Below are 24,883 nucleotides of genomic sequence, written 5' to 3' on the forward strand. Positions count from 1 at the left end.
CCCTCCGCTCATAAGAGATTTTTGGGTCCGGCAAAAGATATTGCGATTTGTCCCGCCCGCCTGTGCAGGCGATGGTCGCTCGTCGGAGGGACGCATCGAACATGCAGGCAGAAGCGCCCGCCATAATGGTATCTGACGCGGCTGAGCTGGTCCGCCGCGCCGCCGCGCTGATCTTCGATGTCGACGGCACGTTGGCCGAGACCGAAGAGCTGCATCGGCAGGCCTTCAACCATGCCTTCGCCCGCCACGGTCTCGACTGGCAGTGGGACCGGGCCGTCTACAAGGACCTGCTGCGGGTCACCGGCGGCAAGGAACGGATCCGCGCCCACCATGAAAGGCTGAGGATCGCCGCGCCATTATCGGATGTGGACATCGCGGAACTCCACCGCATCAAGACTGCGCATTTTGCCGAACTGGTCGAGACCGGCTGCTGCCCCTTACGGCCCGGGGTGACGGATCTGTTCGCTGCTGCCAAGGCGCGCGGCCAGCGGCTCGCGATCGCGACGACCACGTCACACGGCAATATCGATGCGCTGCTGTCGCGGGCCCTGGGAAAAAGCTGGGCCGCGGATTTTGATGCGATCGTGGCCGGGGATGACGTGCGGCATAAAAAGCCTGCGCCGGATGTCTATTTCGAGATCCTGGCGCGGCTGAAGCTCAACGCGTCCGACTGCATCGCGATCGAGGATTCCGCCAACGGCCTGATCGCGGCCTCACGAGCGAACATTCCCGTGCTCATCACCAGAAGCATGTTCTTCCGGGACGACGATTTTAGCCAGGCGCGGGTCGTGCTGGATGATCTGTCCGGGCTCGGGTGAGGCCAAAACAAAAAAAACTGAAAAACAACCCCATGCACAGTAGAATGTGCCTGCGGGCCGGACGCCCTCAATGGACGCGGTGGCTCGCTCTATCGTCCTCAGCTTGCTCGACAATCTGCGCGATCGGGCTCGACTGGTGGTGCACCAGGCGCCAGTCGTTGCCGACGCGCCGGAAATGGTTGGCCGCAGCCAATGCCGTGCCGTCGACGATCTCGATGCAGAGCACGCGCGCGCTGTCGCCATCGACGATGGCCTGCGGTTCCGCGCACACGATCTGCGGCCGTTCCGGGCTCTGCAGGATATCGCGCCAGCTTCCGATCACCGTGGCCCGGCCGATGATGGCCGGCCAGCCGGGATGAATGCAGGAAATGGCGTCATCGTCCGCCCACATCCGCTCCATTTCGTCGAAATCGCCGGTCGAAAAGGCGGCGTAGAACGCTGCGTTCGCCGCGATCACCTTGCTGTCCTTTGCCATGCCTCTCGGGTGGGGCAATGACAGACAAAAATCAAGCAAGACTTCCGTCGACTTTCCGTCGATCTGGACCGCAATGCAGCATTGCTGCCCGTTTTGTGGTCACGCCGAGACCAGAGTCTCCACCGCACGCCGCGCGCCATCCTGGTAGAGTCGGCCGAGTGCTCCGGTCACGGCCTCGCGCAGGCGCGGCTCCGCGCCCAGCGACCCGAACACTTTTCCGACGCCGAGCAGTGCGGGCGCCAATCGTTCGGCGACGGGACCTGCCTCGCGCGCCAAGCCACCGAATTCGGCGGCGAGCGGATCGCGCACGTCGATGGTGCGGCCGTTCTCGTCGAGACCGGTGACGTAGCGCATCCAGCCGGCCACCGCGAGCGCATGCGTCGCGATCGGTAGGTTGCTGGCGAGACGATCCTGGATCGCGCCGAGCAGGCGCTGCGGCAGCTTTTGGGAGCCGTCCATTGCGATCTGCCAGGTGCGGTGATGCAGTGCCGGATTGGCGAAGCGCTTGAGCAGCGAGGCGCGATAGGCGGCCAGATCGGTGCCCGCGGGCATCGTCAGCGTCACCGCGGCCTCTTCCATCACCTGCGCGGCGAGGCGCGCGAAATGCGGATCCTGCATGGTGTCGGCGATGGTCTCGTAGCCGGCGAGATAGCCGAGATAGGCCAGCGCCGAATGGCTGGCGTTGAGCAGCCGCAGCTTCATCAACTCGAATGGCTTGACGTCGTTCACCAGTTCGACCCCGGCGGCGGCAAGATCGGGCCGGCCCGCCGTAAAGCGATCCTCGACTACCCATTGCGTGAACGGCTCGGTCATGACGGGCCATGCGTCGCGCAAACCGAGCGCCGACGAAACCACGTCGCGGTCACCATCCGTCGTCTCCGGCACGATGCGGTCGACCATAGTCGAGGGGAAGGCCGCCGTATCCGCGATCCACTTGCCGAGATCCTTCGAGCGCAGCGCGGCGAATTGCGTCGCGATCCGCTGCACGGTGTGGCCATTGGCGGCGAGGTTGTCGCAGCTCAGCACGGTGAACGGCGGCGCGCCCAGGGCCCGCCGGCGCGCCAGCGCTGCAACGATGAAGCCGGGAGCCGAGCGCGGCGCGTCGAAATTGTTGAGGTCGTGCACGACATCAGGATGGCGTTCGTCGAGATCGCCGGTCTGCGGCGTGTGGCAATAGCCTTTCTCGGTGACGGTGAGGGAGACGATGCGAATGGCGGGATCGGCCATTCGCTCGACCAATCGTGCCGGGCTTTCGCGCGCGACCACGCTGTCGAGCAGCGCACCGATGATGCGGTGTTCGGTGGCTTCGGCTGCACGGACGGCAACCGTGTAGAGATGATCCTGCGGGGCGAGGGCGTCGCGTGTGTCAGGGCTGCGCAAGCTGGCGCCGACGATGCCCCACGAGGTGGCGCCGGCGGCAAGGCAATCGTCGATGACCACGGCCTGGTGGGCGCGATGAAACGCGCCAAGGCCGAGATGCACGATGCCGGGCGTGACCCGCGAACGGTCGTAGGCCGGGCGGCGGATGCCTTGTGGCAGCCGGTCGAGATTGGCGCGGCCAAGGCGCGTTGGATCAGGGCGCATGGTCGTCTCTCCCCTTGTTTGGCCGCTGCTTGACATGGCGCCTGTCCTCGGTCAATGCTGCGGTCAATTGGTAAGACCAATTTTCCAAAATTGGCGGGCCGCGGGCAGCGAGAGCTGCCGGCATGACCCTTTCGGGAGGACCAGCGTGCCGCTGGAAGCTGTGGAGGCGAGACGGCTTTATCGCCAGGTCGCCGATCAATTGCGAAGCCTGATCGACAGCGGCGAGTACGCGGTCGGCAGCCGCTTGCCGACCGAGCGCGAACTCGCCGAGCAGCTCAAGATTTCCAGGCCCACGGTGCGCGAAGCCCTGATCGCGCTCGAAGTCGAGGGCCGCCTCCGCATCCGCGTCGGTTCCGGCATCTATGTGATCGAGCCCGCGGCGGTTGCGGCGACCGCGCCTGCGTCCGTTATCGAGGGCCCGTTCGAGCTGCTGCGCGCCCGCGAGTTCCTGGAAAGCTCCATTGCCGAAGAAGCCGCACGCGTGGCGACGAAGGACGACGTTGCCCGCATCGATGCGTCCCTTGTCGCGATGGAGAATGTAGAACACCCCGGCGAAGCCTCAATGGTCTACGACCGCGCCTTCCACGTCGCGATCGCCGGAAGCCTCGGCAATGCCGTTCTGGTGCGTGTGGTCGGCGAGTTGTTCGACCAGCGCCTCAATCCCTATTTCGCGCAGCTTGCGCATTATTTCGAAAGCCCGGGCACGTGGCGCACTGCGCTCGACGAGCATCGCGCGGTGCGCGACGCGATCGCGGCGCACGATCCCGGGGCCGCGCGCGATGCGATGCGCGATCATCTCGCGAGATCCCAGGAGCGCTTTGCGCAGAACTTCGGCGCCGAGAAGGTGGCAGGACCGTCGTCCGGGCGGGTGGCGCGATCGACGGCAAAGCCGTCAAGACCGCAACGTGCGCCGAAGAAGAAGCGAGTCACGAGCAGCAGCGCGCGACCGCGATGAGATTGTGCGGCCCGCACCCGCGTCGGGGGCGGGCGGACAAGAAGCAGATTTAAAAGAAGCAGACTTGAAAAATGGAGGAAAAGTCAGTGTTGAAAAAGATGACAATGGTGCTGGCGGTCTCGGCCGCGGCGATGATTGCGACGACTGGCGCCGGCATGGCGCAGACCAAGCTCAAATGGGCCCATGTCTACGAGACCTCGGAGCCCTTCCACACCGCCTCAGTGTGGGCCGCGCAGGAAATCGGCAAGCGCACCAATGGGCGTTATGCGATCGACGTCTATCCGGCGTCGCAGCTCGGCAAGGAAGCCGACATCAACCAGGGCCTCTCGCTTGGCTCGGTCGACATCATCATCTCCGGCTCGAGCTTTGCGGCCAAGAGCTTTCCGCCGATCGGCGTGACCTATTATCCCTACACCTTCCGCGATGCCGATCATCTGCTCGCCTACACCAAGAGCGACATCTTCAAGGAGCTCACCAAGGGTTACGAGGACAAGAGCGGCCACCACATCCTCGCGGTGACCTATTACGGCGTGCGCCAGACTTCGTCGAACAAGCCGATCAAGACCTGTGCCGACCTCAAGGGCCTCAAGATGCGCGTGCCCGACGTGCCCGCTTATCTGGCGATGCCGCGCGCCTGCGGCGCCAACACCGCGCCGATCGCGTTCGCCGAAGTCTATCTGGCGCTCCAGAACGGCACCGTCGAGGCGCAGGAGAATCCGCTCACCACGATCGAGGCCAAGAAGTTCTACGAGGTGCAGAAGCACATCGTGCTGACCGGCCACATTGTCGACCATCTCAACACGGTGGTGGCCGGTGCGCTCTGGAAGAAGCTCAGCGACGAGGACAAGAAGATCTTCACCGACGTCGCGCAGGAAGCCGCCGCCAAGGCGACCGCGGAGATCAAGCAGAATGAGGCCAAGCTGATTGCCTTCTTCAAGGAGAAGGGCCTGACCGTGACCGAGGTCGACAAGAACGAGTTCCGCGACACCGTTCTGAAGAACGTCGCGTTCGAGACGTTTGGCTATCGCAAGGCCGACTGGGAACGCATTCAGGCGGTGAAATGACGACGTAGTCGTCATCCCGGGGCGGTCCGCAGGACCGAACTACGGTGCGCAATCGCGCACCTGAGAATCTCGAGGTTCCGGGTCTGGTGCTAACGCACCATCCCGGAACGACGTGACCAGTTTGGAGAGCACACCCATGTCCACCGCCGAAACGCACCGGCAGATCACCGCGGACGAGATCGCCCACACCTTCGAGGAAGAGGCGGCATCCAAGGTCGATCTCGGCATCTACGCTTTCGAGGACTGGGTCGCGCTGGCGATCTTCTGGGTGATGGCGCTCGCCGTCTTCCTGCAGTTCTTTACCCGCTACGTGCTCAACGACAGCTACGCCTGGACCGAGGAGATCGCGACCTACTGCTTGATCGGCGTGGTCTTCATCGGCTCCTCGATGTGCGTGCGGCTGTCGCGGCACATCCAGGTCGATCTGATCTACCGCTATCTGCCGCATGTCGCGGCGCGCGCTTTGTCGACTGTCATTGATCTGATCCGGATCGTCTTCTTCGGCTATGCCATCAAGCTGGTCTGGGTCTACATCCAGATCATCGGCGACGAGTCCATGACCACGATCAATCTTCCCAAGGACTACGTCTATTACGCCGTGCTTGCCGGCTTCGTGCTGATGTTCGTCCGCTCGGTGCAGGTGGCCATCCAACATTTGCGGCAGGGCTACTCGATCCTCGAACGTCCCGGCGCCTACGACGGTTTTGAAGGGTAATCCCATGTTGCTGTTGCTTGGAGGCTTTCTCATCCTGATGCTGCTCGGCGTGCCCGTGGCGATCGCCATGGCTGCGTCGTCGCTGCTCTACATCCTGGTCAGCGGGGTGACGCCCGACGTCACGCTGGCGCAGCGCATGATCGCCGGCGTCGAGAGCTTTCCGCTGCTCGCCGTGCCGTTCTTCATCCTGGCCGGCAATCTCATGAACATTGCCGGCGTCACCGGGCGCATCTACAAATTCGCCGTCGCGCTGGTCGGCTGGATGCGCGGTGGCCTCGGTCACGTCAACATCATCGGCTCGGTGATCTTCTCCGGCATGTCCGGCACCGCGATCGCGGATGCTGCCGGCCTTGGCACCATCGAGATCAAGGCGATGAAGGATCACGGTTACACCACGGAATTCTCCGTCGGCGTCACCGCGGCGTCCGCCACGCTCGGCCCGATCATCCCGCCGTCGCTGCCTTTCGTGATCTACGGCATGATGGCGAACGTCTCGATCGGCGCGCTGTTTCTGGGGGGCGTCATTCCAGGCGTCGTGCTGACGCTGCTCATGATGGCCACCGTCACCTACTTCGCGCACAAGAACAAATGGGGCAGCGATACGCCGTTCTCCTGGCCGCAATTGGGATCGGCGGGGCTCGAGATCCTCGTCGTACTGAGCTTCCCGATGGCCGTCTGGCTTCTGACGGTCGCCGGCCTCTCCACCAATTGGGCCGTTGGGATTGGCCTGGTCGCGCTGCTCGCGCTCGACTGGTACTTCGATTTCTCGGCGGTCATGGCCTTGATGGCGCCGGTGATCCTGATCGGCGGCATGACGCTGGGCTGGTTCACGCCGACGGAGGCTGCCGTCGCCGCCGTGATCTGGTCGCTGTTCCTTGGCCTCGTGCGCTACCGCACCATGACGCTGAAGACGGTGGCGAAGGCGACCTTCGACACCATCGAGACCACGGCCTCGGTGCTGTTCATCGTCACCGCTGCCTCGATCTTTGCCTGGCTGCTCACGGTGTCGCAGGCAGCCCAACTGCTGTCGGACTGGATGCTCGGCATCACCCATAATAAATGGGTCTTCCTGGCGTTGGCCAACGTGCTGATCCTGTTCGTCGGCTGCTTCATCGACACCACGGCGGCGATCACCATCCTGGTGCCGATCCTCTTGCCGATCGTGCTCAAGCTCGGCATCGATCCCATCCATTTCGGCCTGATCATGACGCTGAACCTGATGATCGGCCTGTTGCACCCGCCGCTCGGCATGGTGCTATTCGTGCTGGCACGCGTGGCAAAGCTCTCGGTCGAGCGCACCACGGTCGCGATCCTGCCCTGGCTGGTGCCGCTGATGCTCGCGCTGATCGCGATCACCTACATCCCCGAACTGACCCTCTGGCTGCCAAAATACATGGGACTTTCCAAATGACCTCCACAGCTCTCGCCGCAACCCTGTTCGGCCCCGAAGACCTGCGCATGGTCGAGCATCTGCTCGACAAGCTCGCTTCAGGCATGGTGCGCATCCGCTTCGGCGCCGGCGGCATCTGCGGCTCGGACATGCATTACTTCCGCCACGCCCGCACCGGCGATTTCGTCGTGAAGTCGCCGCTGGTACTCGGCCACGAGATCTCGGGCGAGGTCATGGAGATCGCGGGCTCCGCGGCGAACCTGAAGGTCGGCGACCGCGTTGCCGTCAACCCGTCGCGCTGGTGCGGCCATTGCGGCGCTTGCCGCGAAGGCCGGCAAAACCTCTGCGAAAATATCTACTTCATGGGCTCGGCCTCGAAGACGCCGCATATGCAGGGCGGCTTTGCCAACTATTTCGACGCGATCCCGGCGCAGTGCGTGAAGATCCCCGATCATGTGTCCTATCAGGCCGCGGCGCTGGCCGAGCCGCTCGCGGTCTGCCTGCACGCGGTGGCGCGTGCCGGCAACATCGAAGGCAAGCGCGGCATCATCTTCGGCGCCGGTCCGATCGGGCTTCTGACGATGCTCGCCGCGCGCCGCGCCGGCATGACGGACATCACCGTGGCCGACATCGCGCCGGCCCCGTTGGCCTTTGCGAGCCGGCTCGGCGCCTCTCACGTCGAGAATGTCGCAGCCGGCGAGGAAGGCCTGAAGGCGCAGGCCGCGTCGCGCCCGTACGATGTCGCTTTCGAAGTCTCAGGCACGGCTGCAGGCCTTGCCAGTGCGATCGGTATCGTCAGGCGCGGCGGCGTTGTGGTGCAGATCGGTAATTTGCCGGGTGGCCAGATTCCGGTGCCGGCGAATGCGGTGATGGCCAAGGAGATCGACCTGCGCGGTTCGTTCCGCTTCGGGCTCGAGTTCATGACGGCGGTGGAGCTGATTGCGGACGGCAGCGTCGACGTGCTGTCGCTGGTCACCGCCGAACGGCCGCTGTCCACCGCGCCCGATGCGCTGCGGCTGGCGCTCGACCGCTCGCAGAGCGTCAAGGTCGTGCTGACCGCGAACTGATTGGAGAGGCCGCATGATGCTCGAAGGATGGCGCTGGTACGGGCCGGACGATCCGGTCTCGCTCGATGATGTCAGGCAGGCCGGGGCGAGCGATATCGTCTCGGCGCTGCATCAGGTGCCGATCGGTGAAGCCTGGACACGCAAGGCGGTCGAGGAGCGCAAGAACTTCATCGAGAACGGTCAGCCCGGCCGCTCGCAGCTGACCTGGTCGGTGGTGGAATCGATTCCGATCCCCGACGACGTCAAGCGTCTCGGGGCTAAGGCAACGCGCTCGATCGAGACGTGGATCGCCAGCCTGGAGGCGGTTGCCGCGGCCGGTATCAAGATCATCTGCTACAATTTCATGCCCGTCGTGGATTGGTGCCGCACCGATCTCGAATGGGAGCTGCCGAACGGCGCCCGTGCCATGCGCTTCGACCAGGACCGTTTCGCCGCCTTCGAGCTGCACATCCTGAAGCGGCCGGCCGCGACCGCCGAGTATTCGCCGGAGCAGCAGGGTCGCGCGAAAAAGCTGTTCGACCAGATGAGCCAGGCCGATATCGATTACCTCGTCATGGTGATCGCCAGCGCGCTGCCGGGCTCGACCACCGAGCCGATGACCATCCCGCAATTCCGCGACCGGCTCGAGACATATCGCGACGTCACGCCAAAAATCCTGCGGCAACATCTCGCCGAGTTTTTGGGCCGCGTCACACCCGTCGCCGAGCAGCTCGGCGTCTCATTGACACTGCATCCGGACGACCCGCCGCGCCCGCTGTTCGGGCTGCCGCGCGTCGCGTCCAGCGCCGATGACTATCAGGCGTTGTTTGATGCCGTACCGTCAAAGGCGAATGGTATCTGCCTGTGCACAGGGTCGCTCGGCGTGCGCGCCGAGAACGATCTTGCCGCGATGGCCGAACGCTTCGGTCCGCGCATTGCCTTTGCGCATCTGCGCGCGACCAAGCGCGAAGCGGATGGTCTGTCCTTTTACGAGTCCGATCATCTCGACGGTGACGTCGACATGGTCGCAGTGCTGAAGGCGCTGCTGAAGGAGAACGCGCGGCGTTCGCCCGACCGGCAGATCGTGTTTCGGCCCGACCACGGCCACCGCATGCTGGACGATCTCGCGGCGACCAAGCGCACCAATCCGGGCTACACCGCGATCGGTCGCCTCCGCGGTCTCGCCGAGCTGCGCGGCGCAATCCGCGCGATCGAGCATCAATAGGGGCCAAAGCTCTATCCGCACCGTCATTGCGAGCGCAGCGAAGCAATCCAGAATCCCGCCGCGGAAAGACTCTGGATTGCTTCGCTGCGCTCGCAATGACGTGGAGGAGAGGTGCCTCGTCTCAACCTTGTCCTCTTAAGCGCGACGGCAGAATACGTCCCGGGCACGCGCACAGATTGTCAAAGTTCCAGCCATATGCGAAGGTAGCGCCATTCCGTTTTCGATCGACGCATTGCAGCAATAAGCCATTTAGGAGCTTGATGTGAGCATTCTGGTCGAACTTCCTCCCGATCAATATGACCGACGGGCATTTGCAAAATTCGACGAGACATCAACCGGCTTTGATCTCGACATCGCTCGCGCGATGATGTGGATGTCGCAACTCGCCTACGAGACCCATGTGCCGGACACGATCAACAGGGTCTCTCCGTTCTTTGATCTGTCCGGTGTCAAGCTGCTGAGCCAGCCGGCGCATTCGACGCTGCCGCTGACCGACACGCGCGGGATCATCGCGAGCAAGGGCGACGCAACAATTGTCGCCTTCGCCGGCACCGACCCGCTTCATCTCCTGAACTGGGTCAGCGATTTCACGCTTGGCCGACCGAAGGCGCCCGTGCACCAGGGGTTCGTCGATGCGGCGGCAGCCGTGTGGGACGACGTGAAGAGCGCACTGGCGGCAGCGCTGGCGCGCAAATCACCGATCTTCATCACTGGGCACAGCCTCGGCGCCGCGATCGCGGTGGCAACGGTGGACTTCGCGCGGGAGCAGCTCCAACTCGCGGATGCGCAGATCTATCTTTACGGTTGTCCGCGCGTGGGCCGCGACGATTTCGTCGCACTCTACAACGGTACGTTCGGCAGGATGACCTATCGTCTCGTGCACGGCACCGACATCGTCCCGACCGTGCCTCCGCCCGGGCTTGGCTTTCATCACGTCGGCCGTTATCTCGCCTGTGCACGCGGCGCCAAATTCAGCGCCAGCCAGCTCACGACGAATGTTGGTTCGGATGAGCCAATGGCGAATGCTGGAATTGGTGAGCAGGTCCGCAATCTCCTCAGCGGCGTATCCGAGAACACGCGGTCGGATGTCGTCGGCAGGCTTACGGTGCTGCTCCCGGCGGGCATCGGCGATCACCTGCCCGATCGTTACTGTGCCGCGCTGACACCCGCCTAGACTCCGGTTTTGACGCGTTTTCTTCACGCGAGCCGGTATATCCACTTCGCCCGAAAACGCTCTAGTAGCACGCAGCCATTGCGCCGAGCTTTGGATAGAGCCGGTCGATCGCGGCGATCTCGCTTTTCATCTGGGCGGTGATCCAGTCGCGGATCTCGGCGGCGATGGGGCGCATCGGCCGGTTGCGCGGTGGCAGGAATTCGCAGATGCGGCGCGTCGTGGTGAGCGTGTCGGACGCCGGCACCAGCGCGCCCGTCAACAGCCAGTGCGAGGCGACCGTCAGCCATCCGAGCGCGATACCCTGGCCGAGCAGGGCGGCCTGCATCACGACGGCATAGTCCGTGAAGCTCAGCGCCTTGGCCGCACCGCGACGCCCGGTGAGAAGCGATGCGTAATCCGCGGCCCAGTCGCCCGGCGTCTCGGCGAGCCTAATGATGGTGTTGCCCTCGGCGGGATCGGTTTCGCCGAGATAGGCAGGGCTGCACATCGGCAGCATGACCTCCTTCATCACCAGCGTGCCGCCGGATGACGGCTCCTCGCGATCGCGGAAGCGCATGCCGAGGTCGACATTCTCCACCGGCCCGCGCAGCGCGCCGGAAATGAGCTGGAAGCGCAGATCGACCTGCGGAAATTGCTTCTGCAGCTTGTCGATGCGCGGCATCAGCCAGTGCGTGGTGAAGGCGGAGGAGACCGACAGCGTCACCGTCTCGGTGCCCTTGCGCCGCCGTTCGATTTCCACGAGTCCGCTCTCGATGCTGCGAAAACCTTCGAGCACGCGGCGATACAAGAGTTCGCCTTCCTCGGTGAGCACCGCACGTCCTGCTGTTCGGTCGAACAGGCGAACGCCTAGGTGCTCCTCGAACTGTCCGAGCATCCGGCTCACCGCAGGCTGGGTGACGTTCAGTTCGGCGGCAGCCGCCGTGAAGCTGCCATTGCGCGCCGCTGCGTCGAAGACGAACAAGGCGTTACTTGAGGGCAGCATGCGGCGCAGCTCGGGCATAACACCATGTTATGAGCCAGGTGAGAATTTGGCAATTGCCGAGTTTTGCCAAGTCTGGTGTCATTGGCGTCACAGCCTAAAGACAGGGCTTGCGAGCGAAGATGTTGGTGCGGTGCACGCTTCGACCGTGAGTGCTCAAATTTCCTGTCTATAAAGCAGGCTTATGGCGTGCAGTGAGGCACGCCGTTGCAGGGACATGGCGAGGTCGATCGTTGGACAAACGAGCGGAAAGCGTCGAGATCAGATCCGCGAGCAAGGCCTATGGTGCCGTTCGCGCCCTCGACGACGTGTCCCTCAATGTCGCCGCCGGCGAGTTCGTCTCGCTGCTGGGCCCCTCCGGCTCCGGCAAGACCACGTTGCTCGGCATCCTCGGCGGCTTCATCTTGCCATCGAGCGGAACGATCCTGTTTGGCGGCCGCGACGTCACCTGGATGCCCCCGCACAAGCGCGACATCGGCGTCGTTTTCCAGAATTACGCGCTGTTCCCGCATATGAGCGTCGGCGAGAATGTCGCCTTTCCCTTGCGCGCGCGACGGCTGCCGAAGGCGGTCTGGCCGGACAAGGTGCGCACGGCACTTTCGATGGTTGGCCTTGCCGGCTACGAAGAGCGCGGTATCGCGCAGCTCTCCGGCGGCCAGCGCCAGCGCGTGGCGCTCGCACGCGCCATGATCTTCGAGCCGCGGCTGATCCTGATGGACGAACCGCTGTCCGCGCTCGACAAGCAACTGCGCGAATCCATGCAGATCGAGCTGCGCGCGCTGCACAAGCGCATCGGCGCCACCATCATCTACGTCACCCACGACCAACGCGAAGCGCTGACCATGAGCGACCGCGTCGCCGTGATGAAAGACGGCAGGCTGATCCAGATCGACGCGCCCGAGCGCCTGCACGATCATCCCGCGGATTCCTTCGTCGCAAGTTTCATTGGCGAAGCCACGATGCTTCCCGTGCGACGCGTCGATGCCTCCGGCGTTGCGCTGGGCAATGTGCTTCTGCGCAGCGCCCGCGCCATTCCCGACGGAGACTCGCTGATGCTCGCCGTGCACAGCGAAAAGCTGCTGATCGACGACGGCGCGCCGGACTCAGCCTGCAACCGGCTCACCGGCACGGTCACTGACATCGTCTATCAGGGCGAGAGCCTGCGCATCTTCCTGGCGCTCGCCGACGGCATCGTGCTCAGCCTGCGGCAGCCGAGCTACCACCAGGCCTACAGCCGCATCCCGCCACTCGGCGGCAGCCTCACCGTGACCCTTCACCCCGAGGACACCATCGTCGTACCCAGGGTGAGGGACTGAACCCAAGCCTTGTCCAACCGAGAGAAGAAGCCAAAATGTCGTCAGCAGCCTCGTTCAGCAATTTCAAGGTTCTCACCTTCGACGTCGTCGGCACCTTGATCGATTTCGAGACCGGCGTGCTCTCCGCGGTGCGCAGGATCTCGGGCAAGTCGCCGGCCGAGCTCAGCGACGACAAGATCTTCGAATCCTACAAGCGTGGCCGCGACAAGCACCATGAGCGTTCGAGCGAGGTGATGTTCCATGTCTATCGCTATCTCGCCAAGGAGCTCGGGCTGCAGGCCGATGACGCCTCCTGCGACGTGTTCCAACTCGCGGTGCTGCGCTGGGGACCGTTCCCGGATTCGGTCGAGGCTCTGAAGCGCCTGAGAACTAAATTCCGCCTGGTCGCGATGACCAACGCCGACCGCGTCGCGCTCTCCTGTTACGCGCATGCGCTCGGCAATCCCTTCGACGATACCGTTTGCGCCGACGAGACTGGCGTCGCCAAGCCGAACCCGGAATTCTTTGCCTACAACAAGGGCCGCCAGTCGGCGTTCGGCTACAAGCAGTCCGACATTCTGCACGTGGCGCAGAGCCAGTATCACGACATCGGGATCGCGCGGAAGCTCGGTTACAAGGTGTGCTGGATCGAGCGGCGTCAGGGCATGGCAGGCTTCGGCGGCACGCCGGCCGTGGAGACGCTGACCAAGCCGGACTTCCATTTCCCGACATTGAAGGCGCTCGCCGACGCGGCGATCGGGCCGGCGGTGTAACTTTGTGAGCGCGGAGATGACGCAGAACTGGGGCGCATTGCCGTCGGCCAACTCGCTGTGGGAAGCCACGGCGGAGCCGGCGCGCGCGTTTCCGGTCCTGTCCGGCGAGAGCCAGGCTGACGTGGTGATCATCGGTGCCGGCTATACCGGCCTGTCCGCGGCCCACCACATCGCCAAGAGCGGGCTCAGCCCCATCGTGCTCGAGGCCAACCGCCCGGGCTGGGGCGCCAGTGGGCGCAATGGCGGCGTGATCACCGCAAAATTCCGTCTCTCGTTCCGCGAGATCGACGCCGTGCACGGCCGCGCCATGGCGCGGCGAATGTACGAGATCGCGCATGAATCCACCGACATGGTCGAGGAGCTGGTCTCCGAATTCGGCATCACCAGCGCTCAGCTTGCCCGCACCGGCCAGGTCAAGGCCGCACACAATGAGACCACGCTGAAGGCCGCGATCGACGAAGCCAACTGGATGACGCGCGAGATGGGCTCCGCCGAGGTCCGTATTCTCGACAAGCGCGGCGTACGCGACGAGACCGGCTCCGACAGCTTCGTTGGCGGCGTGCTCAATCCCGGCTCTGGCGGCATTCATCCGCTGAACTATTTGCGCGGTCTCGCCGACGGCGTCGCGCGCCGCGGGGTGCCGATCTTCCAGGAGTCGCCGGTCGTAAGACTCCGGCGCGACAACGGCGGCATCGTCGCGGAGACGCCGCAAGGCGCGGTGCGGGCGAAGCAGGCGATCATTGCCACCAACAGCTATTCGGACCTGACGGATGCCACCGCGCAGATGCAGCGCACCCTGATTCCCTTCCGCAGCGCCATGGTCGCTACCGAGCAGCTGCCGCGCAATCTCGCGGGCAAGCTGATGCTGACGGGCCGCACCTACACCGAGACCAAGCGCATGATGCGCTGGTTCCGCATGGTCGACAATCGCGTCATCTTCGGCGGCCGCGGCGCCTTCGGCAGGCAGGACTCGGAAGCCGCATTCGATGCGCTGCGCAAGGCGATGGTCGGCATCTTTCCGGACCTGGCCGATGTGCCGCTCGCGTACAAATGGTCGGGCCTCGTTGCCATGACGCTGGATTCGGTGCCGCATCTCGGCCGGCTCGACGACCGCACGCTGTTCTCGATGGGCTACAACGGCGCGGGCGTCGCGATGTCGAGCCTGATGGGCCGCTATCTTGCCGCCTTCGTCCGCGGCGAGACACCGGAGGTCGGGCTGCTCGACGCGCGGCGCCTGAGGGCGATTCCGTTCTATCCGCTGCGCGAGCCCGCCGTGCGCATGATCGCCGGCTGGTACCAGTTTCTCGATGCGATCGGACAGTGACATTCAATTGGTGACAGAGGAGGCGAGGATGACGACGAAACGAGATATTCGATTTGGCTACGCATTGTTGGGTGGATCGCTCGGATTGTTCGCAACAACCGGCACCGCCGCCGCTGCCGAACAGATCACCTTTGTCTCGCAAGGCGGCGCCTATCAGCAGGCGCAGACGGTGGCGATCCTCGATCCTTCCGCCAAGAAGCTCGGCATCACCATCAACCAGGATTCCATTCCCGATGCCTGGCCGGCGATCAAGACCCAGGTCGGCAGCGGCAAGCCGATCTGGGACGTCGTGGATACGCCGACCGGCAACTGCCTGCGTGGCGGCGAGCAGGGGCTGATCGAGAAGCTCGACTTCTCAAAGATTCCGAATGGCGCGGCGATGCCGGAATCCTATCGCAGCCCCTATTCGGTTTCCTACGAGTTCTATTCCAGCGTCCTGGCCTACAGTCAGAAGACCTTTCCGAAGGACGCGCCGAACAGCTGGGCCGATTTCTGGGACGTGAAGAAATTTCCCGGGCGCCGCGCACTGCGCAACCACCCGTTCGCCACACTCGAGGCGGCACTGATGGCCGACGGCGTCGCGCCCGACAAGCTCTATCCGCTCGACGTCGACCGCGCCTTCAAGAAGCTCGAAGAGATCAAGCCGAATATCACGGTGTGGTGGACCTCCGGCGCGCAGTCGGCGCAACTGCTCAACGACGGCGAGGTCGACATGGAGATGGCCTGGAACGGCCGCGTCAGCGCGGTCGCGAAGGAAGGCGCCAAGGTCGCCTTCACCTACAACCAGGGCGTTTTGCAAAGCACCTCGCTCTGCATCCTCAAGGGCGCGCCGAATCTCGAGACGGCCGTCAAGTTTCTCAACGAGGCCGTCGATCCCGTGCACCAGGCCAATCTGCCGCTGCATATCGACTATGGTCCGGGAAATCCAAAGGCGTTCGAGACCAACGTGATCAAGCCCGAGCGCGCCGCGCAATTGCCGAGCGAGCCGGCCAATGCGGCCAAGCAGGCGCTGATGTCCTACGCGTGGTGGTCGTCGCCAGCCGGCGAAGCGGCGGAGAAGCGCTGGGCGTCGTTCATGCAGAAGTAAGCGAAATCGCGATGAGCGCAAGTCGTGCCAGAGCTGACACTGCGCTCCCTCCCCCGCTTGCGGGGGAGGGTTGGGGAGAGGGTATCTCCGCGAGAAAGACTCCCCAAGAGGACAGAACCCTCACCCGGATCGCTTTCGCGATCCGACCTCTCCCGCAAGCGGGAGAGGTGCACCACCCGAGATGAGCGAGCAAATGCTGACGACATCAATGCCAGATCCCTCCCAAAAGCATCAGCGCCGCGAGCATGGGCTGATGCTGGCATTGGTGTCGCCGGCGCTGCTGGTGATCCTGGCTCTGATCGTGCTGCCGGTCGGCTGGCTCGCCTGGCAGTCGATCTACCATGACGGCTTCACGCTGGAGAATTATCGCCGCGTCTTCACCGAAGACATCTACTGGCGAAGTTTTGCGCTGACCTTCGAGATCAGCCTCGCGGTCACGGGGATCGCACTGCTGCTTGGCTATCCCGTGGCCTACCTCGCCAACTCGGTGCCGAAAGGATGGAGTATTCTCATCCTGTCGCTGGTCGTGCTGCCGTTCTGGACCAGTGTGCTGGTGCGGGCCTATGCCTGGCTGGCGCTGCTCCAGCGCACCGGCGTGATCAACCAGCTTTTGCGTTATCTCGACGTGACGAGCGAACCGCTCGCGCTGGTGCACAACACCTTGGGCACGGTGGTTGCGACGGTACACATCCTCCTGCCGTTCATGGTGCTGCCGCTCTATGCCACCATGCAGAAGATCCCGAGCGATCTCATGCAGGCCGGCGCCAGCCTGGGGGCGAGCCCGTCGCTCACCTTCGTTCGCGTCTTTCTGCCGCTGTCTCTGCCCGGCGTGCTCGCAGGCTGCACCATGGTGTTCGTGCTCTGCCTCGGCTTCTACATCACGCCGGAACTGCTCGGCGGCGGCCGCACGGTGATGGTGTCGATGCTGGTGAGCCGCAATGTCGAGCTCTACAACCAGTTCGGTGCTGCGAGCGCGGTCGCCGTCGTGCTGCTCTTAAGCGTGCTCGCGATCTTTTTCGCCGTCAGCCGCTTCATCTCGCTCGATCGCATATTGGGGCAGAAATGACGCGATTGTCGCCCGCCCGGATCGCCCTCTATATGATCAGCGCGCTGGTGCTGGTCTACCTGATCCTGCCGGTGCTGATCATCGCCCCGATCTCCTTCTCCAGCGCGCGCTTTCTGACCTTTCCGCCGCCGTCGTTCTCGCTGCGCTGGTATCAGCAGTATTTCTTCAACTCGGCCTGGATGCAGGCGACGCGGGTGACGCTGACGGTCGGGCTCCTGACGGTGGTTATCGCAACGCCGCTCGGCGTCGCCGCCGCCTATGGCATCAGCCAGTCGAAGCTGCGGATCATGCGGCTTATCCACATGATGCTGCTGTTGCCGCTGGTGGTGCCGATCATCATCACCGCGGTGGGCATCTTCTTCCTCTATGCGAAAGTCGGCTTGGTCGCGACGCTGCCGGGCCTGGTGCTGGCGAATGTCATGTTGGGCCTGCCATACGTCATCATCTCGGTGCTGGCGGGCCTGCAAAGCTTCGATCCGGCGCAGGAGATGGTCGCACGCAGCCTCGGCATGAACCGCCTGCGCAGCTTCTTCGCGGTGACCTTGCCGCAGATCAAGTCCAGCGTGGTCGCAGGCGGTATCTTCGCCTTCATCTCGGCGATGGACGAGACCATCGTCGCGCTGTTCATCTCCGGCGGCCAGTATCAGCCGCTGACCAAGCGTATGTTCACCGCGCTCCGCGACGAGATCGACCCAACCATCGCCGCCATCTCGACACTGATGACGGCGGCCTCGTTCATGCTGGTGCTGCTGGCAAGCGCTCGGCAGCGCAAAGGGGCATGACGGCAAGGGGCCTGCTCCCCGGTCGACGTCCGAGAGAGGCATGGCTGCCGCCGCTATTTTCTGGAGAGGCATGACGAGGCCGTAATGCCGGGCAGCGGTTTCGGCCTTGCACCTTGTTTCCGGCTGTCCTACGCCAGCCCGGAACAAAATTTTCGCGAAGCTGCGAAACGCATCGCCAAAGCCTTGAGGGAGCCGTCATGACCATTCGCAACACCCGCACCGGGGGCCAGATCCTGATCGATCAGCTGGTCGCGCAAGGCGTCGAGCGCGTCACCTGCGTGCCGGGCGAGAGCTACCTTGCGGCGCTCGATGCGCTGCACGACAGCCCGATCGACGTCATGATCTGCCGCGCCGAGGGCGGTGCCGCGATGATGGCGGAGGCCTATGGCAAGCTCACCGGCCGTCCCGGTATCTGCTTCGTCACCCGCGGCCCCGGCGCCACCAATGCCAGCCACGGCGTGCACATCGCGATGCAGGATTCCACGCCGATGATCCTGTTCGTCGGTCAGGTCGACACCGGCATGCGCGAGCGCGAGGCGTTCCAGGAGCTCGACTACAAGGCGGTGTTCGGCACCATGGCGAAATGGGCGGTCGAGATCGATCGTCCCGACCGCATTCCGGAGCTGGTCGCGCGCGCCTTCCGCGTCGCCATGCAGGGCCGTCCCGGTCCCGTGGTGATCTCGCTGCCCGAGAACATGCTGACCGAGACCGCAGCCGTTGCGGACGCCATGCGGATCGAGCCGGCGATGAGCTGGCCGGCGCCCGCAGATATCGAGCGCGTTGGCGCCATGCTTGCGGGCGCGAAGGCGCCGCTCGTCATTCTCGGCGGCTCGCGCTGGACCGATGAGGCGACCAGGAGCATCGCGCGCTTTGCCGAGCGGTTCGACCTGCCGGTCGCGACCTCGTTCCGCCGCGCGTCGCTGATCGACGCCGATCACTCGCATTATGCCGGCGACCTCGGCATCGGCCCGAGCCCGGGCCTGAAGGCGCGGATCGACGGCGCCGATGTCATTCTTCTCATCGGCGGCCGCATGTCGGAGATGCCGTCCTCATCCTACACGCTGCTCGACATTCCGACCCCGCGGCAGAAGCTGATCCACGTTCATCCCGGCTCCGAAGAGCTCGGCCGCATCTATCAGCCTGAGCTCGCGATCCAGGCCACACCCGCCGCGTTCGCGGCCGCGGTCGAGACGCTGAAGCCGGCCGGCGCCGTTGCCTGGAAGGGCGAGGCCGCCAAGGCGCATGCCGATTATCTCGCCTGGACCGACAAGGCGCGCGAGCTGCCGGGCACGTTCCAGTATGGCCAGGTCATGACCTGGCTGCGCGATCGCCTGCCCAAGGACGCGATCGTCTGCAACGGCGCCGGCAACTACGCCGGCTGGATCCATCGGCATCATCGCTTTCACAGCTTTGCCTCGCAGCTCGCGCCGACGTCGGGCTCGATGGGCTACGGTGTGCCGGCCGCGGTGCTCGCGAAGCGACAATATCCGGACCGTACTGTTATCGCCTTTGCCGGTGACGGCTGCTTCCTGATGAACGGGCAGGAATTCGCGACCGCCGTGCAGTACGACGCAGCCCTCGTCGTCATCGTCGTCGACAATGCGCAATACGGCACCATCCGCATGCACCAGGAGCGCGACTATCCCGGACGCGTGGTCGGCACCCAGCTCAAGAACCCGGATTTCGCGATGTACGCAAAAGCATTCGGCGGCCATGGCGAGCGCGTCGAGCGCACCGAAGAGTTCGCGCCGGCGTTCGAGCGTGCGCTTGCCTCGGGCAAGCCGTCGATCCTCCACTGCATCATCGATCCGCGTGCGATGTCGGTCGGCAAGGACTTTGCCCCTGCGGTGAAGGCATAGCCGATGCCGCAAGGCCGCCACGTCGCCATCATCGGTGCCGGCGCGGTCGGCGTGATCAGCGCGATCGAGGCGCTGCGCGAGGGCCATCGCGTCACGCTGATCGATCCGGGCGAGCCCGGTGGCGAACAGGCGGCGAGCTACGGCAATGCCGGCTGGCTCTCCTCGCATTCGGTGATCCCGCCGGCCGAGCCCGGTGTCTGGAAGAAGGTGCCGGGTTATCTGATGGATCCGCTCGGGCCACTCGCGATCCGCTGGTCTTATCTGCCGAAGGCGCTGCCCTGGTTGATCAAATATCTGCTCTCGGGCTGGACCGAGGCGCGGGTCGAGAAGACGGCATTTGCGCTGCGCGATCTCCTGAAGGACGCGCCGCTATTGCACAGGAAGCTCGCGGAGGAGGCGGGCGTTCCTGAATTGATCGAGCGTAACGGCGTGATGCATGTCTTCCCGTCACGCGGCAATTTCGACAATGATCTCGGCTGGCGCGTGCGCAAGCGCGTCGGTGTCGAATGGCTGGAGCTTTCGGCCGACGAGATGCGTCAGCGCGAGCCCGATCTGCATCCGCGCTACACTTTTGGCGTGGTGGTGGAGGAAGCCGGTCGCTGCCGCGACCCCGGTGCCTATGTCGCGGCCCTCGCGCAACATGCGCTGGCAAGCGGCGCCGAGCTCGTGCGGGCCAAGGCAATTGGGCTGAAACTATCCGGCAACAAGCTCGTGGCTGTCCTGTCCGAGGCCGGCGAGATTGCGTGTGATGCCGCGGTGATTGCCGCCGGTGCGCATTCGAAGCGGCTCACGGCGTCCATCGGCGATCCGCTGCCGCTGGAGACCGAGCGCGGCTATCACGTGATGATCGAGAATCCGGAAACGGGCCCGCGCAGCTCGATGATGGCCTCGGATGCGAAGATGGTGGTGAACTGGACCGACAAGGGTTTGCGCGCCGCCGGCACGGTCGAGATCGCAGGCCTCGAGGCCGCGCCGAACTGGAAACGTGCCGAGATTCTGCGCAACCATCTCGTCAGCATGTTCCCAAAACTGCCCAAGGACATTCCGGCCTCCCGCATCAAGACCTGGTTCGGTCATCGGCCGAGCATGCCAGACGGACGTCCCTGCATCGGTTACGCGCGGGCCTCGCGCGATATCGTCTATGCCTTCGGCCACGGCCATATCGGCCTGGTCGGCTCGGCCCGCACCGGTCGTCTCGTCGCCCAGCTTCTGAGCGGCAAGCCGCCGGAAATTCCGCTGGCACCGTTTTCGCCCGATCGTTTTCTCTGAGATCGTACCATGACCCATCCTGCCAACTCGCCTTCTCGTATCGCCCGCGGCGGCAAGGCCATCTATGGAGCACCGCTCGGCATCCTGATGTTGGAGGCGCGCTTTCCCCGCATTCCCGGCGACATGGGCAACGGCACCACCTGGCCTTTCCCCGTGCTCTATCGCGTGGTGAGCGGTGCCTCGCCCGAGAAAGTGGTGCTGAACGGTGCGGCCGGTCTGCTGCCTGATTTCATCGATGCGGCGAAGGATCTGGTGCGGCTCGGGGCGGAAGCCATCACCACCAATTGCGGCTTCCTCTCGCTGTTCCAGAAGGAGATCGCAGCCGCGGTCGGCGTTCCCGTCGCGACCTCGTCACTGATGCAGGTGCCGTGGGTGCAGGCGACCTTGCCGCCGGGCAAGCGCGTCGGCCTCGTCACGGTCTCAGGTTCATCCTTGACGCCGGCTCATCTCGAAGGCGCCGGCGTGCCGCTCGATACGCCGCTGGTCGGCACCGAGCACGGCAAGGAATTCTTCCGCGTCCTGATCAAGGCCGAGAAGGACGACATGGATATCGCGCAGGCCGAACGTGACGTGGTCGAGGCCGGCAAGGAGCTGGTCGCCAGCAACCCGGATGTCGGCGCGATCGTGCTGGAATGCACCAACATGCCGCCTTATGCGGCGGCGCTTCAGGCCGAGGTCGGATTGCCCGTCTACGATATCTATTCCATGATCACCTGGTTTCATGCAGGACTGCGGCCGCGCCAGTTTGGCTAGAGGTCGAGAAGTTGCCTATGGCTCCTCTTCCTTCTACCCTTGTGGGAGAAGGTGGCGCGAAGCGCCGGATGAGGGGTATCTCTCCGCGCATATAGATGCGGATGAGTGCACGGAGAGATACCCCTCATCCAAATGAGTTTGTATCTGTCAGCGGTGATGCCCTCTCCCGCAAGGGGAGAGGGCGCAGCCATGCGCATCGTGCGCTGTCCCACCGGCAGCGGAAGAGGCAGCTATACAATCCCTCGATACCTGATCGCGCCAGACGGTCAGAGCTTTCGCGCCTGAACATCGTTAGAGTGCCGCTCGAAATCCACGGAGACATGCGGTGCACAGCCTTCAATCCAATCCCGACACGCGCGCAGACAATTGGCCGTCCGAGCTCTACCGCATCCTGAAAGCCGCCGACGTGCGGCAGATGTCATACGTCCCCGATGCCGGCCACAGCCAGCTCATCAGCCTGTTCTCGGCCGATCGCGACGTCACCACCAACGTGCTGACGACGGAAGAGGAGGGCGTCGCCATCGCCGCCGGCGCCTGGCTCGGCGGCCAGCGCAGCGTGCTCTTGATGCAGTCGAGCGGGGTCGGCAATTGCATCAACATGCTGTCGCTGTCGGCGATCGGACGATTTCCACTGCTGATGCTGGTGACGATGCGCGGCGAATGGGCCGAGTTCAATCCCTGGCAGGTGCCGATGAGCCGGGCGACACAGCCCTCGCTGGAAGCGATTGGTTTGAAGGTGATGCGGGCGGAGACGGCGGAGGATCTGGTCGAGACGGTCGAATCGGCCGCAGCGCTCGCCTACGATTCCGATCAGCAGATCGCGGTGCTGATCGGGCAGCGCCTGATCGGCAAGAAGAAGTGGTGATGCCAATGCAAGCCCAACTCGACCGCCGCGCCGCCGTCGCCGCGCTCCTGAAGAATCGCAACGACACTCTGGTCGTCTCCGGCCTCGGCTCGCCGACCTATGACCTTCATTCGGTCGGCGACCACGACGGCAATTTCTATCTCTGGGGCGCCATGGGCGGCGCCGCGCTGATCGGGCTTGGCCTCGCGCAAGCCCAGCCGGGAAAACGCGTCCTCGCCTTGACCGGGGATGGCGAGCAATTGATGGGCCTCGGCGGCATCGCCACCATCGGAGTCGCGCGCCCGCGCAATCTCGACATCGTCGTGATCGACAACCAGCATTTTGGCGAGACCGGGATGCAGGCCAGCCACACCGGGCGCGGCGTCGATCTCACCGCAATCGCCGTGGCTTGCGGCTTTGCCGCTGCCGGAACCGTGCGGACGATCGAGGAGGTGCAGCGCCTCGCAACCCAAATCGCCGAGCCGGCCGATGGCCCGCGGCTGCTTGTCATCAAGGTTCTGGCGGAAAATCCACCGCGCTCGCTGCCCTCGCGCGATGCTGTCTTTATCAAGAACCGGTTCCGTGCTCATCTCGGCTTCGCGGCGGCCTGAGCCGGGTTTCTCACCCGGCGACAGTCTGCTGTGAAGCAGCTATCCTGGAGTGAGACCATGAAATTATCCGGCAAGGTCGCCGCCATCACCGGCGCGGCGCGCGGTATCGGCAAGGCTTGCGCAAAGCGATTTCTGGATGACGGCGTCAAGGTCGTCATTTCGGACGTCGATGCCGAGGGTTTGGCCGCGACGGCCGCCGAACTCGCGCGGCCGGATGCCTTGCGCACTGTCGTCGGCAATGTCGCCAAGCGTGTCGATGTCGACCAGCTGGTCGCAACGGCTGCAAGAGAGTTCGGCCGGCTCGACATCATGGTCAACAATGCCGGCGTCGCCCGCAACCGGGACCTCCTGGAGATATCCGAAGAAGAATTCGACGAGATCATCGGCATCAACCTGAAGGGCGCCTTCTTCGGCGTGCAGGCGGCGGCCAAGCAGATGATTGCGCAAGGTAGCGGCGGCGGGGTCATCATCAACATGTCGTCGGTCAATGCACTGCTGGCAATCCCGGCACTTGCGACCTACGCCATGTCCAAGGGCGGCATGAAGCAGCTCACATCAGTGGCTGCCGTCGCGCTCGCGCCGCACAACATTCGCGTCGTCGCGGTCGGGCCGGGCACGATCCTGACCGACATGGTGGCGTCGTCCATCTACACCTCGGAGGATGCCCGCAAAACCGTGATGTCACGCACGCCGGCCGGCCGTGGCGGCGAGCCGAGCGAGGTTGCCTCCGTCGTCGCGTTCCTGGCGAGCGACGATGCGTCCTATATCACGGGGCAGACGATCTATCCGGATGGCGGGCGGTTGATCCTGAACTACACGGTGCCGGTGAAGGAGAAGTAGGACTCGGAAGGTTGTCCCACACTCGCTGTCATCGCCCGGCTTGACCGGGCGATCCAGTACTCCGAGATAGCAGCGACAGGGCCGATGGGCCGCGGCGTACTGGATGCCCCGCCTTTGCGGGGCATGACAGCGGTGGTTGCAGGCAACCTCACTCCGCCGCAACCGTCATCCCGTAACCGAGCCGCTTCGAGATCCCGCCGGCGCAGTCGCGTAGCGCGTGGGCGATCGCGCTGTCCCAGCGGGCATCGAACGTGCCTTCCGGCCCCATCGCGGTGATCACCAGTGCGACATGGCCGGAATGGTCGAACACCGGCGCGGCGAACGCATTGACGCCGGGCAGGGGGTCGCCGAGCGCGCGGGCGAGGCCGTGCTTGCGCACTTCGGTGAGCATGTCAGCGAGCTTCACGCCCTTGATCGGCCGCTTCGGGTTATAGCCGACGCCGTGACGATCGAGGCCGCTTTCGAGTGCGGCGTCGATGGTTTTCTCCGGCAGGAAGGCGGCAAAGGCGCGGCCGGTCGCGGTCTCCAGCAGGGCCATCACCGAGCCGGCCCGCATCACGATGTGCACGGGCTGGCCGGGTTCTTCGAGCTGCACCACGGTCGGGCCATGCGTGCCCCAGACCGCCAGCGAGACCGCGTGCCCAATCTGGCTCGCAAGCGCCGCGATCTTCGGTCCGGCGATACGCACGCCGGAGAGGCGGCGCAGGCTGATCAGGCCGAGCTCCAGCGCCAGCGCGCCGATCTCGTAGCGGCCGGTGGTCTCGTCCTGCTCGATCAGGCCGATGCGGGAGAAGCTGGCGAGATAGGGATGCGCCTTGGCCGGCGTCATGCCGGCCTCGCGCGCGAGATCGCGCAGCATCATCGGCCCGCCGCTTCTCGCAAGCGCGCGGAGCAATTCTCCGCCGACCTCGATCGACTGGATGCCGCGGCTCTCTCTCTTCATGCGCCTCCTGGC

The 24,883-nt window shown here is 64.5% G+C and carries 24 protein-coding genes; 20 read left to right on the plus strand and 4 right to left on the minus strand.

Features of this window, described 5'->3' with window-relative positions; translation table 11 throughout:
- Window positions 1-101: 101 nt before the first annotated feature.
- A complete protein-coding gene (locus ABIB80_RS09445) occupies window positions 102-818 on the plus strand; it encodes an HAD family hydrolase (RefSeq protein ID WP_219681255.1) in 717 nt (238 codons plus the stop codon).
- 67 nt (window positions 819-885) lie between these two features.
- Here ABIB80_RS09445 and ABIB80_RS09450 read toward each other — a convergent pair whose 3' ends face one another.
- Complete coding sequence (locus ABIB80_RS09450; protein ID WP_007595837.1) at window positions 886-1,293, minus strand: nuclear transport factor 2 family protein; 408 nt, start codon at window positions 1,291-1,293, stop codon at window positions 886-888.
- A gap of 99 nt (window positions 1,294-1,392) precedes the next feature.
- Complete coding sequence (locus ABIB80_RS09455; protein WP_354127241.1) at window positions 1,393-2,877, minus strand: mannitol dehydrogenase family protein; 1,485 nt, start codon at window positions 2,875-2,877, stop codon at window positions 1,393-1,395.
- A gap of 145 nt (window positions 2,878-3,022) precedes the next feature.
- Here ABIB80_RS09455 and ABIB80_RS09460 point away from each other — a divergent pair, with 145 nt between their 5' ends.
- From ABIB80_RS09460 to ABIB80_RS09490, 7 genes are all read left to right on the plus strand, one after another.
- A complete protein-coding gene (locus ABIB80_RS09460) occupies window positions 3,023-3,832 on the plus strand; it encodes a FadR/GntR family transcriptional regulator (RefSeq protein WP_219681251.1) in 810 nt (269 codons plus the stop codon).
- Between the two features lie 104 nt (window positions 3,833-3,936).
- Window positions 3,937-4,896, plus strand: a complete 960-nt coding sequence (locus tag ABIB80_RS09465) for a sialic acid TRAP transporter substrate-binding protein SiaP (protein ID WP_354127291.1) — start codon at window positions 3,937-3,939, stop codon at window positions 4,894-4,896.
- A gap of 136 nt (window positions 4,897-5,032) precedes the next feature.
- Window positions 5,033-5,611: a TRAP transporter small permease gene (locus ABIB80_RS09470; RefSeq protein ID WP_354127242.1), complete on the plus strand. Its 579-nt coding sequence runs from the start codon at window positions 5,033-5,035 to the stop codon at window positions 5,609-5,611.
- A gap of 4 nt (window positions 5,612-5,615) precedes the next feature.
- Window positions 5,616-7,022 (plus strand): TRAP transporter large permease, encoded by a 1,407-nt coding sequence (locus ABIB80_RS09475; protein WP_007595829.1) that lies wholly within the window; start codon window positions 5,616-5,618, stop codon window positions 7,020-7,022.
- Window positions 7,019-8,068, plus strand: coding sequence for an L-idonate 5-dehydrogenase (locus ABIB80_RS09480; RefSeq protein WP_354127243.1), 1,050 nt, complete (start codon window positions 7,019-7,021; stop codon window positions 8,066-8,068). Before ABIB80_RS09475 ends, ABIB80_RS09480 begins: the two co-directional genes overlap by 4 nt.
- 13 nt (window positions 8,069-8,081) lie before the next feature.
- Window positions 8,082-9,272: a mannonate dehydratase gene (gene uxuA / locus ABIB80_RS09485; RefSeq protein WP_219681245.1), complete on the plus strand. Its 1,191-nt coding sequence runs from the start codon at window positions 8,082-8,084 to the stop codon at window positions 9,270-9,272.
- A 262-nt stretch (window positions 9,273-9,534) separates the two neighbouring features.
- Window positions 9,535-10,446: a lipase family protein gene (locus ABIB80_RS09490; RefSeq protein WP_354127244.1), complete on the plus strand. Its 912-nt coding sequence runs from the start codon at window positions 9,535-9,537 to the stop codon at window positions 10,444-10,446.
- A gap of 61 nt (window positions 10,447-10,507) precedes the next feature.
- Here the strand turns inward: ABIB80_RS09490 and ABIB80_RS09495 are convergent, their stop codons facing one another.
- Window positions 10,508-11,446: a LysR family transcriptional regulator gene (locus ABIB80_RS09495; RefSeq protein ID WP_007595822.1), complete on the minus strand. Its 939-nt coding sequence runs from the start codon at window positions 11,444-11,446 to the stop codon at window positions 10,508-10,510.
- Window positions 11,447-11,658: 212 nt separating this feature from the next.
- Here ABIB80_RS09495 and ABIB80_RS09500 point away from each other — a divergent pair, with 212 nt between their 5' ends.
- From ABIB80_RS09500 to ABIB80_RS09555, 12 genes are all read left to right on the plus strand, one after another.
- The gene (locus ABIB80_RS09500; protein WP_354127245.1) at window positions 11,659-12,741 is read left to right on the plus strand and encodes an ABC transporter ATP-binding protein; all 1,083 of its coding nucleotides are present in this window, start codon (window positions 11,659-11,661) and stop codon (window positions 12,739-12,741) included.
- A gap of 35 nt (window positions 12,742-12,776) precedes the next feature.
- On the plus strand, window positions 12,777-13,493 hold the full coding sequence (locus ABIB80_RS09505; RefSeq protein WP_007595813.1) for an HAD family hydrolase: 717 nt from the start codon (window positions 12,777-12,779) through the stop codon (window positions 13,491-13,493).
- Between the two features lie 16 nt (window positions 13,494-13,509).
- A complete protein-coding gene (locus ABIB80_RS09510; protein ID WP_354127246.1) occupies window positions 13,510-14,817 on the plus strand; it encodes an NAD(P)/FAD-dependent oxidoreductase in 1,308 nt (435 codons plus the stop codon).
- A 28-nt stretch (window positions 14,818-14,845) separates the two neighbouring features.
- Window positions 14,846-15,904, plus strand: coding sequence for an ABC transporter substrate-binding protein (locus tag ABIB80_RS09515; protein ID WP_007595811.1), 1,059 nt, complete (start codon window positions 14,846-14,848; stop codon window positions 15,902-15,904).
- A gap of 193 nt (window positions 15,905-16,097) precedes the next feature.
- On the plus strand, window positions 16,098-16,970 hold the full coding sequence (locus ABIB80_RS09520) for an ABC transporter permease (RefSeq protein WP_354127247.1): 873 nt from the start codon (window positions 16,098-16,100) through the stop codon (window positions 16,968-16,970).
- Window positions 16,967-17,752: an ABC transporter permease gene (locus ABIB80_RS09525; protein WP_354127248.1), complete on the plus strand. Its 786-nt coding sequence runs from the start codon at window positions 16,967-16,969 to the stop codon at window positions 17,750-17,752. Before ABIB80_RS09520 ends, ABIB80_RS09525 begins: the two co-directional genes overlap by 4 nt.
- Before the next feature lie 197 nt (window positions 17,753-17,949).
- On the plus strand, window positions 17,950-19,611 hold the full coding sequence (locus ABIB80_RS09530) for a thiamine pyrophosphate-binding protein (protein WP_354127249.1): 1,662 nt from the start codon (window positions 17,950-17,952) through the stop codon (window positions 19,609-19,611).
- 3 nt (window positions 19,612-19,614) lie between these two features.
- A complete protein-coding gene (locus ABIB80_RS09535) occupies window positions 19,615-20,880 on the plus strand; it encodes an NAD(P)/FAD-dependent oxidoreductase (RefSeq protein WP_354127250.1) in 1,266 nt (421 codons plus the stop codon).
- A gap of 9 nt (window positions 20,881-20,889) precedes the next feature.
- On the plus strand, window positions 20,890-21,633 hold the full coding sequence (locus tag ABIB80_RS09540; protein ID WP_354127251.1) for an aspartate/glutamate racemase family protein: 744 nt from the start codon (window positions 20,890-20,892) through the stop codon (window positions 21,631-21,633).
- Window positions 21,634-21,958: 325 nt separating this feature from the next.
- Window positions 21,959-22,498 carry a thiamine pyrophosphate-binding protein gene (locus ABIB80_RS09545; RefSeq protein WP_007595796.1) on the plus strand — a complete coding sequence of 180 codons (540 nt, stop codon included), beginning with the start codon at window positions 21,959-21,961 and terminating at the stop codon, window positions 22,496-22,498.
- Entirely contained in the window at window positions 22,498-23,088 is a 591-nt protein-coding gene (locus ABIB80_RS09550) for a thiamine pyrophosphate-dependent enzyme (RefSeq protein ID WP_007595794.1), read from the plus strand. Before ABIB80_RS09545 ends, ABIB80_RS09550 begins: the two co-directional genes overlap by 1 nt.
- A gap of 57 nt (window positions 23,089-23,145) precedes the next feature.
- Entirely contained in the window at window positions 23,146-23,928 is a 783-nt protein-coding gene (locus tag ABIB80_RS09555) for an SDR family NAD(P)-dependent oxidoreductase (protein ID WP_007595793.1), read from the plus strand.
- Between the two features lie 148 nt (window positions 23,929-24,076).
- Here the strand turns inward: ABIB80_RS09555 and ABIB80_RS09560 are convergent, their stop codons facing one another.
- On the minus strand, window positions 24,077-24,871 hold the full coding sequence (locus ABIB80_RS09560; protein WP_354127252.1) for an IclR family transcriptional regulator: 795 nt from the start codon (window positions 24,869-24,871) through the stop codon (window positions 24,077-24,079).
- Between the last annotated feature and the right edge of the window lie 12 nt (window positions 24,872-24,883).

The organism is Bradyrhizobium sp. i1.15.2, from assembly GCF_040548425.1.
Lineage (GTDB): Bacteria > Pseudomonadota > Alphaproteobacteria > Rhizobiales > Xanthobacteraceae > Bradyrhizobium > Bradyrhizobium canariense.

Excerpts from the sequence above, each read along its gene's own strand:
- ABIB80_RS09530 (WP_354127249.1), top strand. The coding sequence starts at position 17,950 with ATGACCATTCGCAACACCCGCACCGGGGGCCAGATCCTGATCGATCAG.
- ABIB80_RS09455 (WP_354127241.1), bottom strand. The coding sequence starts at position 2,877 with ATGCGCCCTGATCCAACGCGCCTTGGCCGCGCCAATCTCGACCGGCTG.
- ABIB80_RS09445 (WP_219681255.1), top strand. The coding sequence starts at position 102 with ATGCAGGCAGAAGCGCCCGCCATAATGGTATCTGACGCGGCTGAGCTG.
- ABIB80_RS09560 (WP_354127252.1), bottom strand. The coding sequence starts at position 24,871 with ATGAAGAGAGAGAGCCGCGGCATCCAGTCGATCGAGGTCGGCGGAGAA.
- ABIB80_RS09525 (WP_354127248.1), top strand. The coding sequence starts at position 16,967 with ATGACGCGATTGTCGCCCGCCCGGATCGCCCTCTATATGATCAGCGCG.
- ABIB80_RS09515 (WP_007595811.1), top strand. The coding sequence starts at position 14,846 with ATGACGACGAAACGAGATATTCGATTTGGCTACGCATTGTTGGGTGGA.
- ABIB80_RS09510 (WP_354127246.1), top strand. The coding sequence starts at position 13,510 with ATGACGCAGAACTGGGGCGCATTGCCGTCGGCCAACTCGCTGTGGGAA.
- ABIB80_RS09495 (WP_007595822.1), bottom strand. The coding sequence starts at position 11,446 with ATGCCCGAGCTGCGCCGCATGCTGCCCTCAAGTAACGCCTTGTTCGTC.
- ABIB80_RS09475 (WP_007595829.1), top strand. The coding sequence starts at position 5,616 with ATGTTGCTGTTGCTTGGAGGCTTTCTCATCCTGATGCTGCTCGGCGTG.
- ABIB80_RS09520 (WP_354127247.1), top strand. The coding sequence starts at position 16,098 with ATGCTGACGACATCAATGCCAGATCCCTCCCAAAAGCATCAGCGCCGC.
- ABIB80_RS09540 (WP_354127251.1), top strand. The coding sequence starts at position 20,890 with ATGACCCATCCTGCCAACTCGCCTTCTCGTATCGCCCGCGGCGGCAAG.
- ABIB80_RS09505 (WP_007595813.1), top strand. The coding sequence starts at position 12,777 with ATGTCGTCAGCAGCCTCGTTCAGCAATTTCAAGGTTCTCACCTTCGAC.
- ABIB80_RS09465 (WP_354127291.1), top strand. The coding sequence starts at position 3,937 with ATGGTGCTGGCGGTCTCGGCCGCGGCGATGATTGCGACGACTGGCGCC.
- ABIB80_RS09555 (WP_007595793.1), top strand. The coding sequence starts at position 23,146 with ATGAAATTATCCGGCAAGGTCGCCGCCATCACCGGCGCGGCGCGCGGT.
- ABIB80_RS09550 (WP_007595794.1), top strand. The coding sequence starts at position 22,498 with ATGCCAATGCAAGCCCAACTCGACCGCCGCGCCGCCGTCGCCGCGCTC.
- ABIB80_RS09470 (WP_354127242.1), top strand. The coding sequence starts at position 5,033 with ATGTCCACCGCCGAAACGCACCGGCAGATCACCGCGGACGAGATCGCC.
- ABIB80_RS09535 (WP_354127250.1), top strand. The coding sequence starts at position 19,615 with ATGCCGCAAGGCCGCCACGTCGCCATCATCGGTGCCGGCGCGGTCGGC.
- ABIB80_RS09480 (WP_354127243.1), top strand. The coding sequence starts at position 7,019 with ATGACCTCCACAGCTCTCGCCGCAACCCTGTTCGGCCCCGAAGACCTG.
- ABIB80_RS09450 (WP_007595837.1), bottom strand. The coding sequence starts at position 1,293 with ATGGCAAAGGACAGCAAGGTGATCGCGGCGAACGCAGCGTTCTACGCC.
- uxuA (WP_219681245.1), top strand. The coding sequence starts at position 8,082 with ATGATGCTCGAAGGATGGCGCTGGTACGGGCCGGACGATCCGGTCTCG.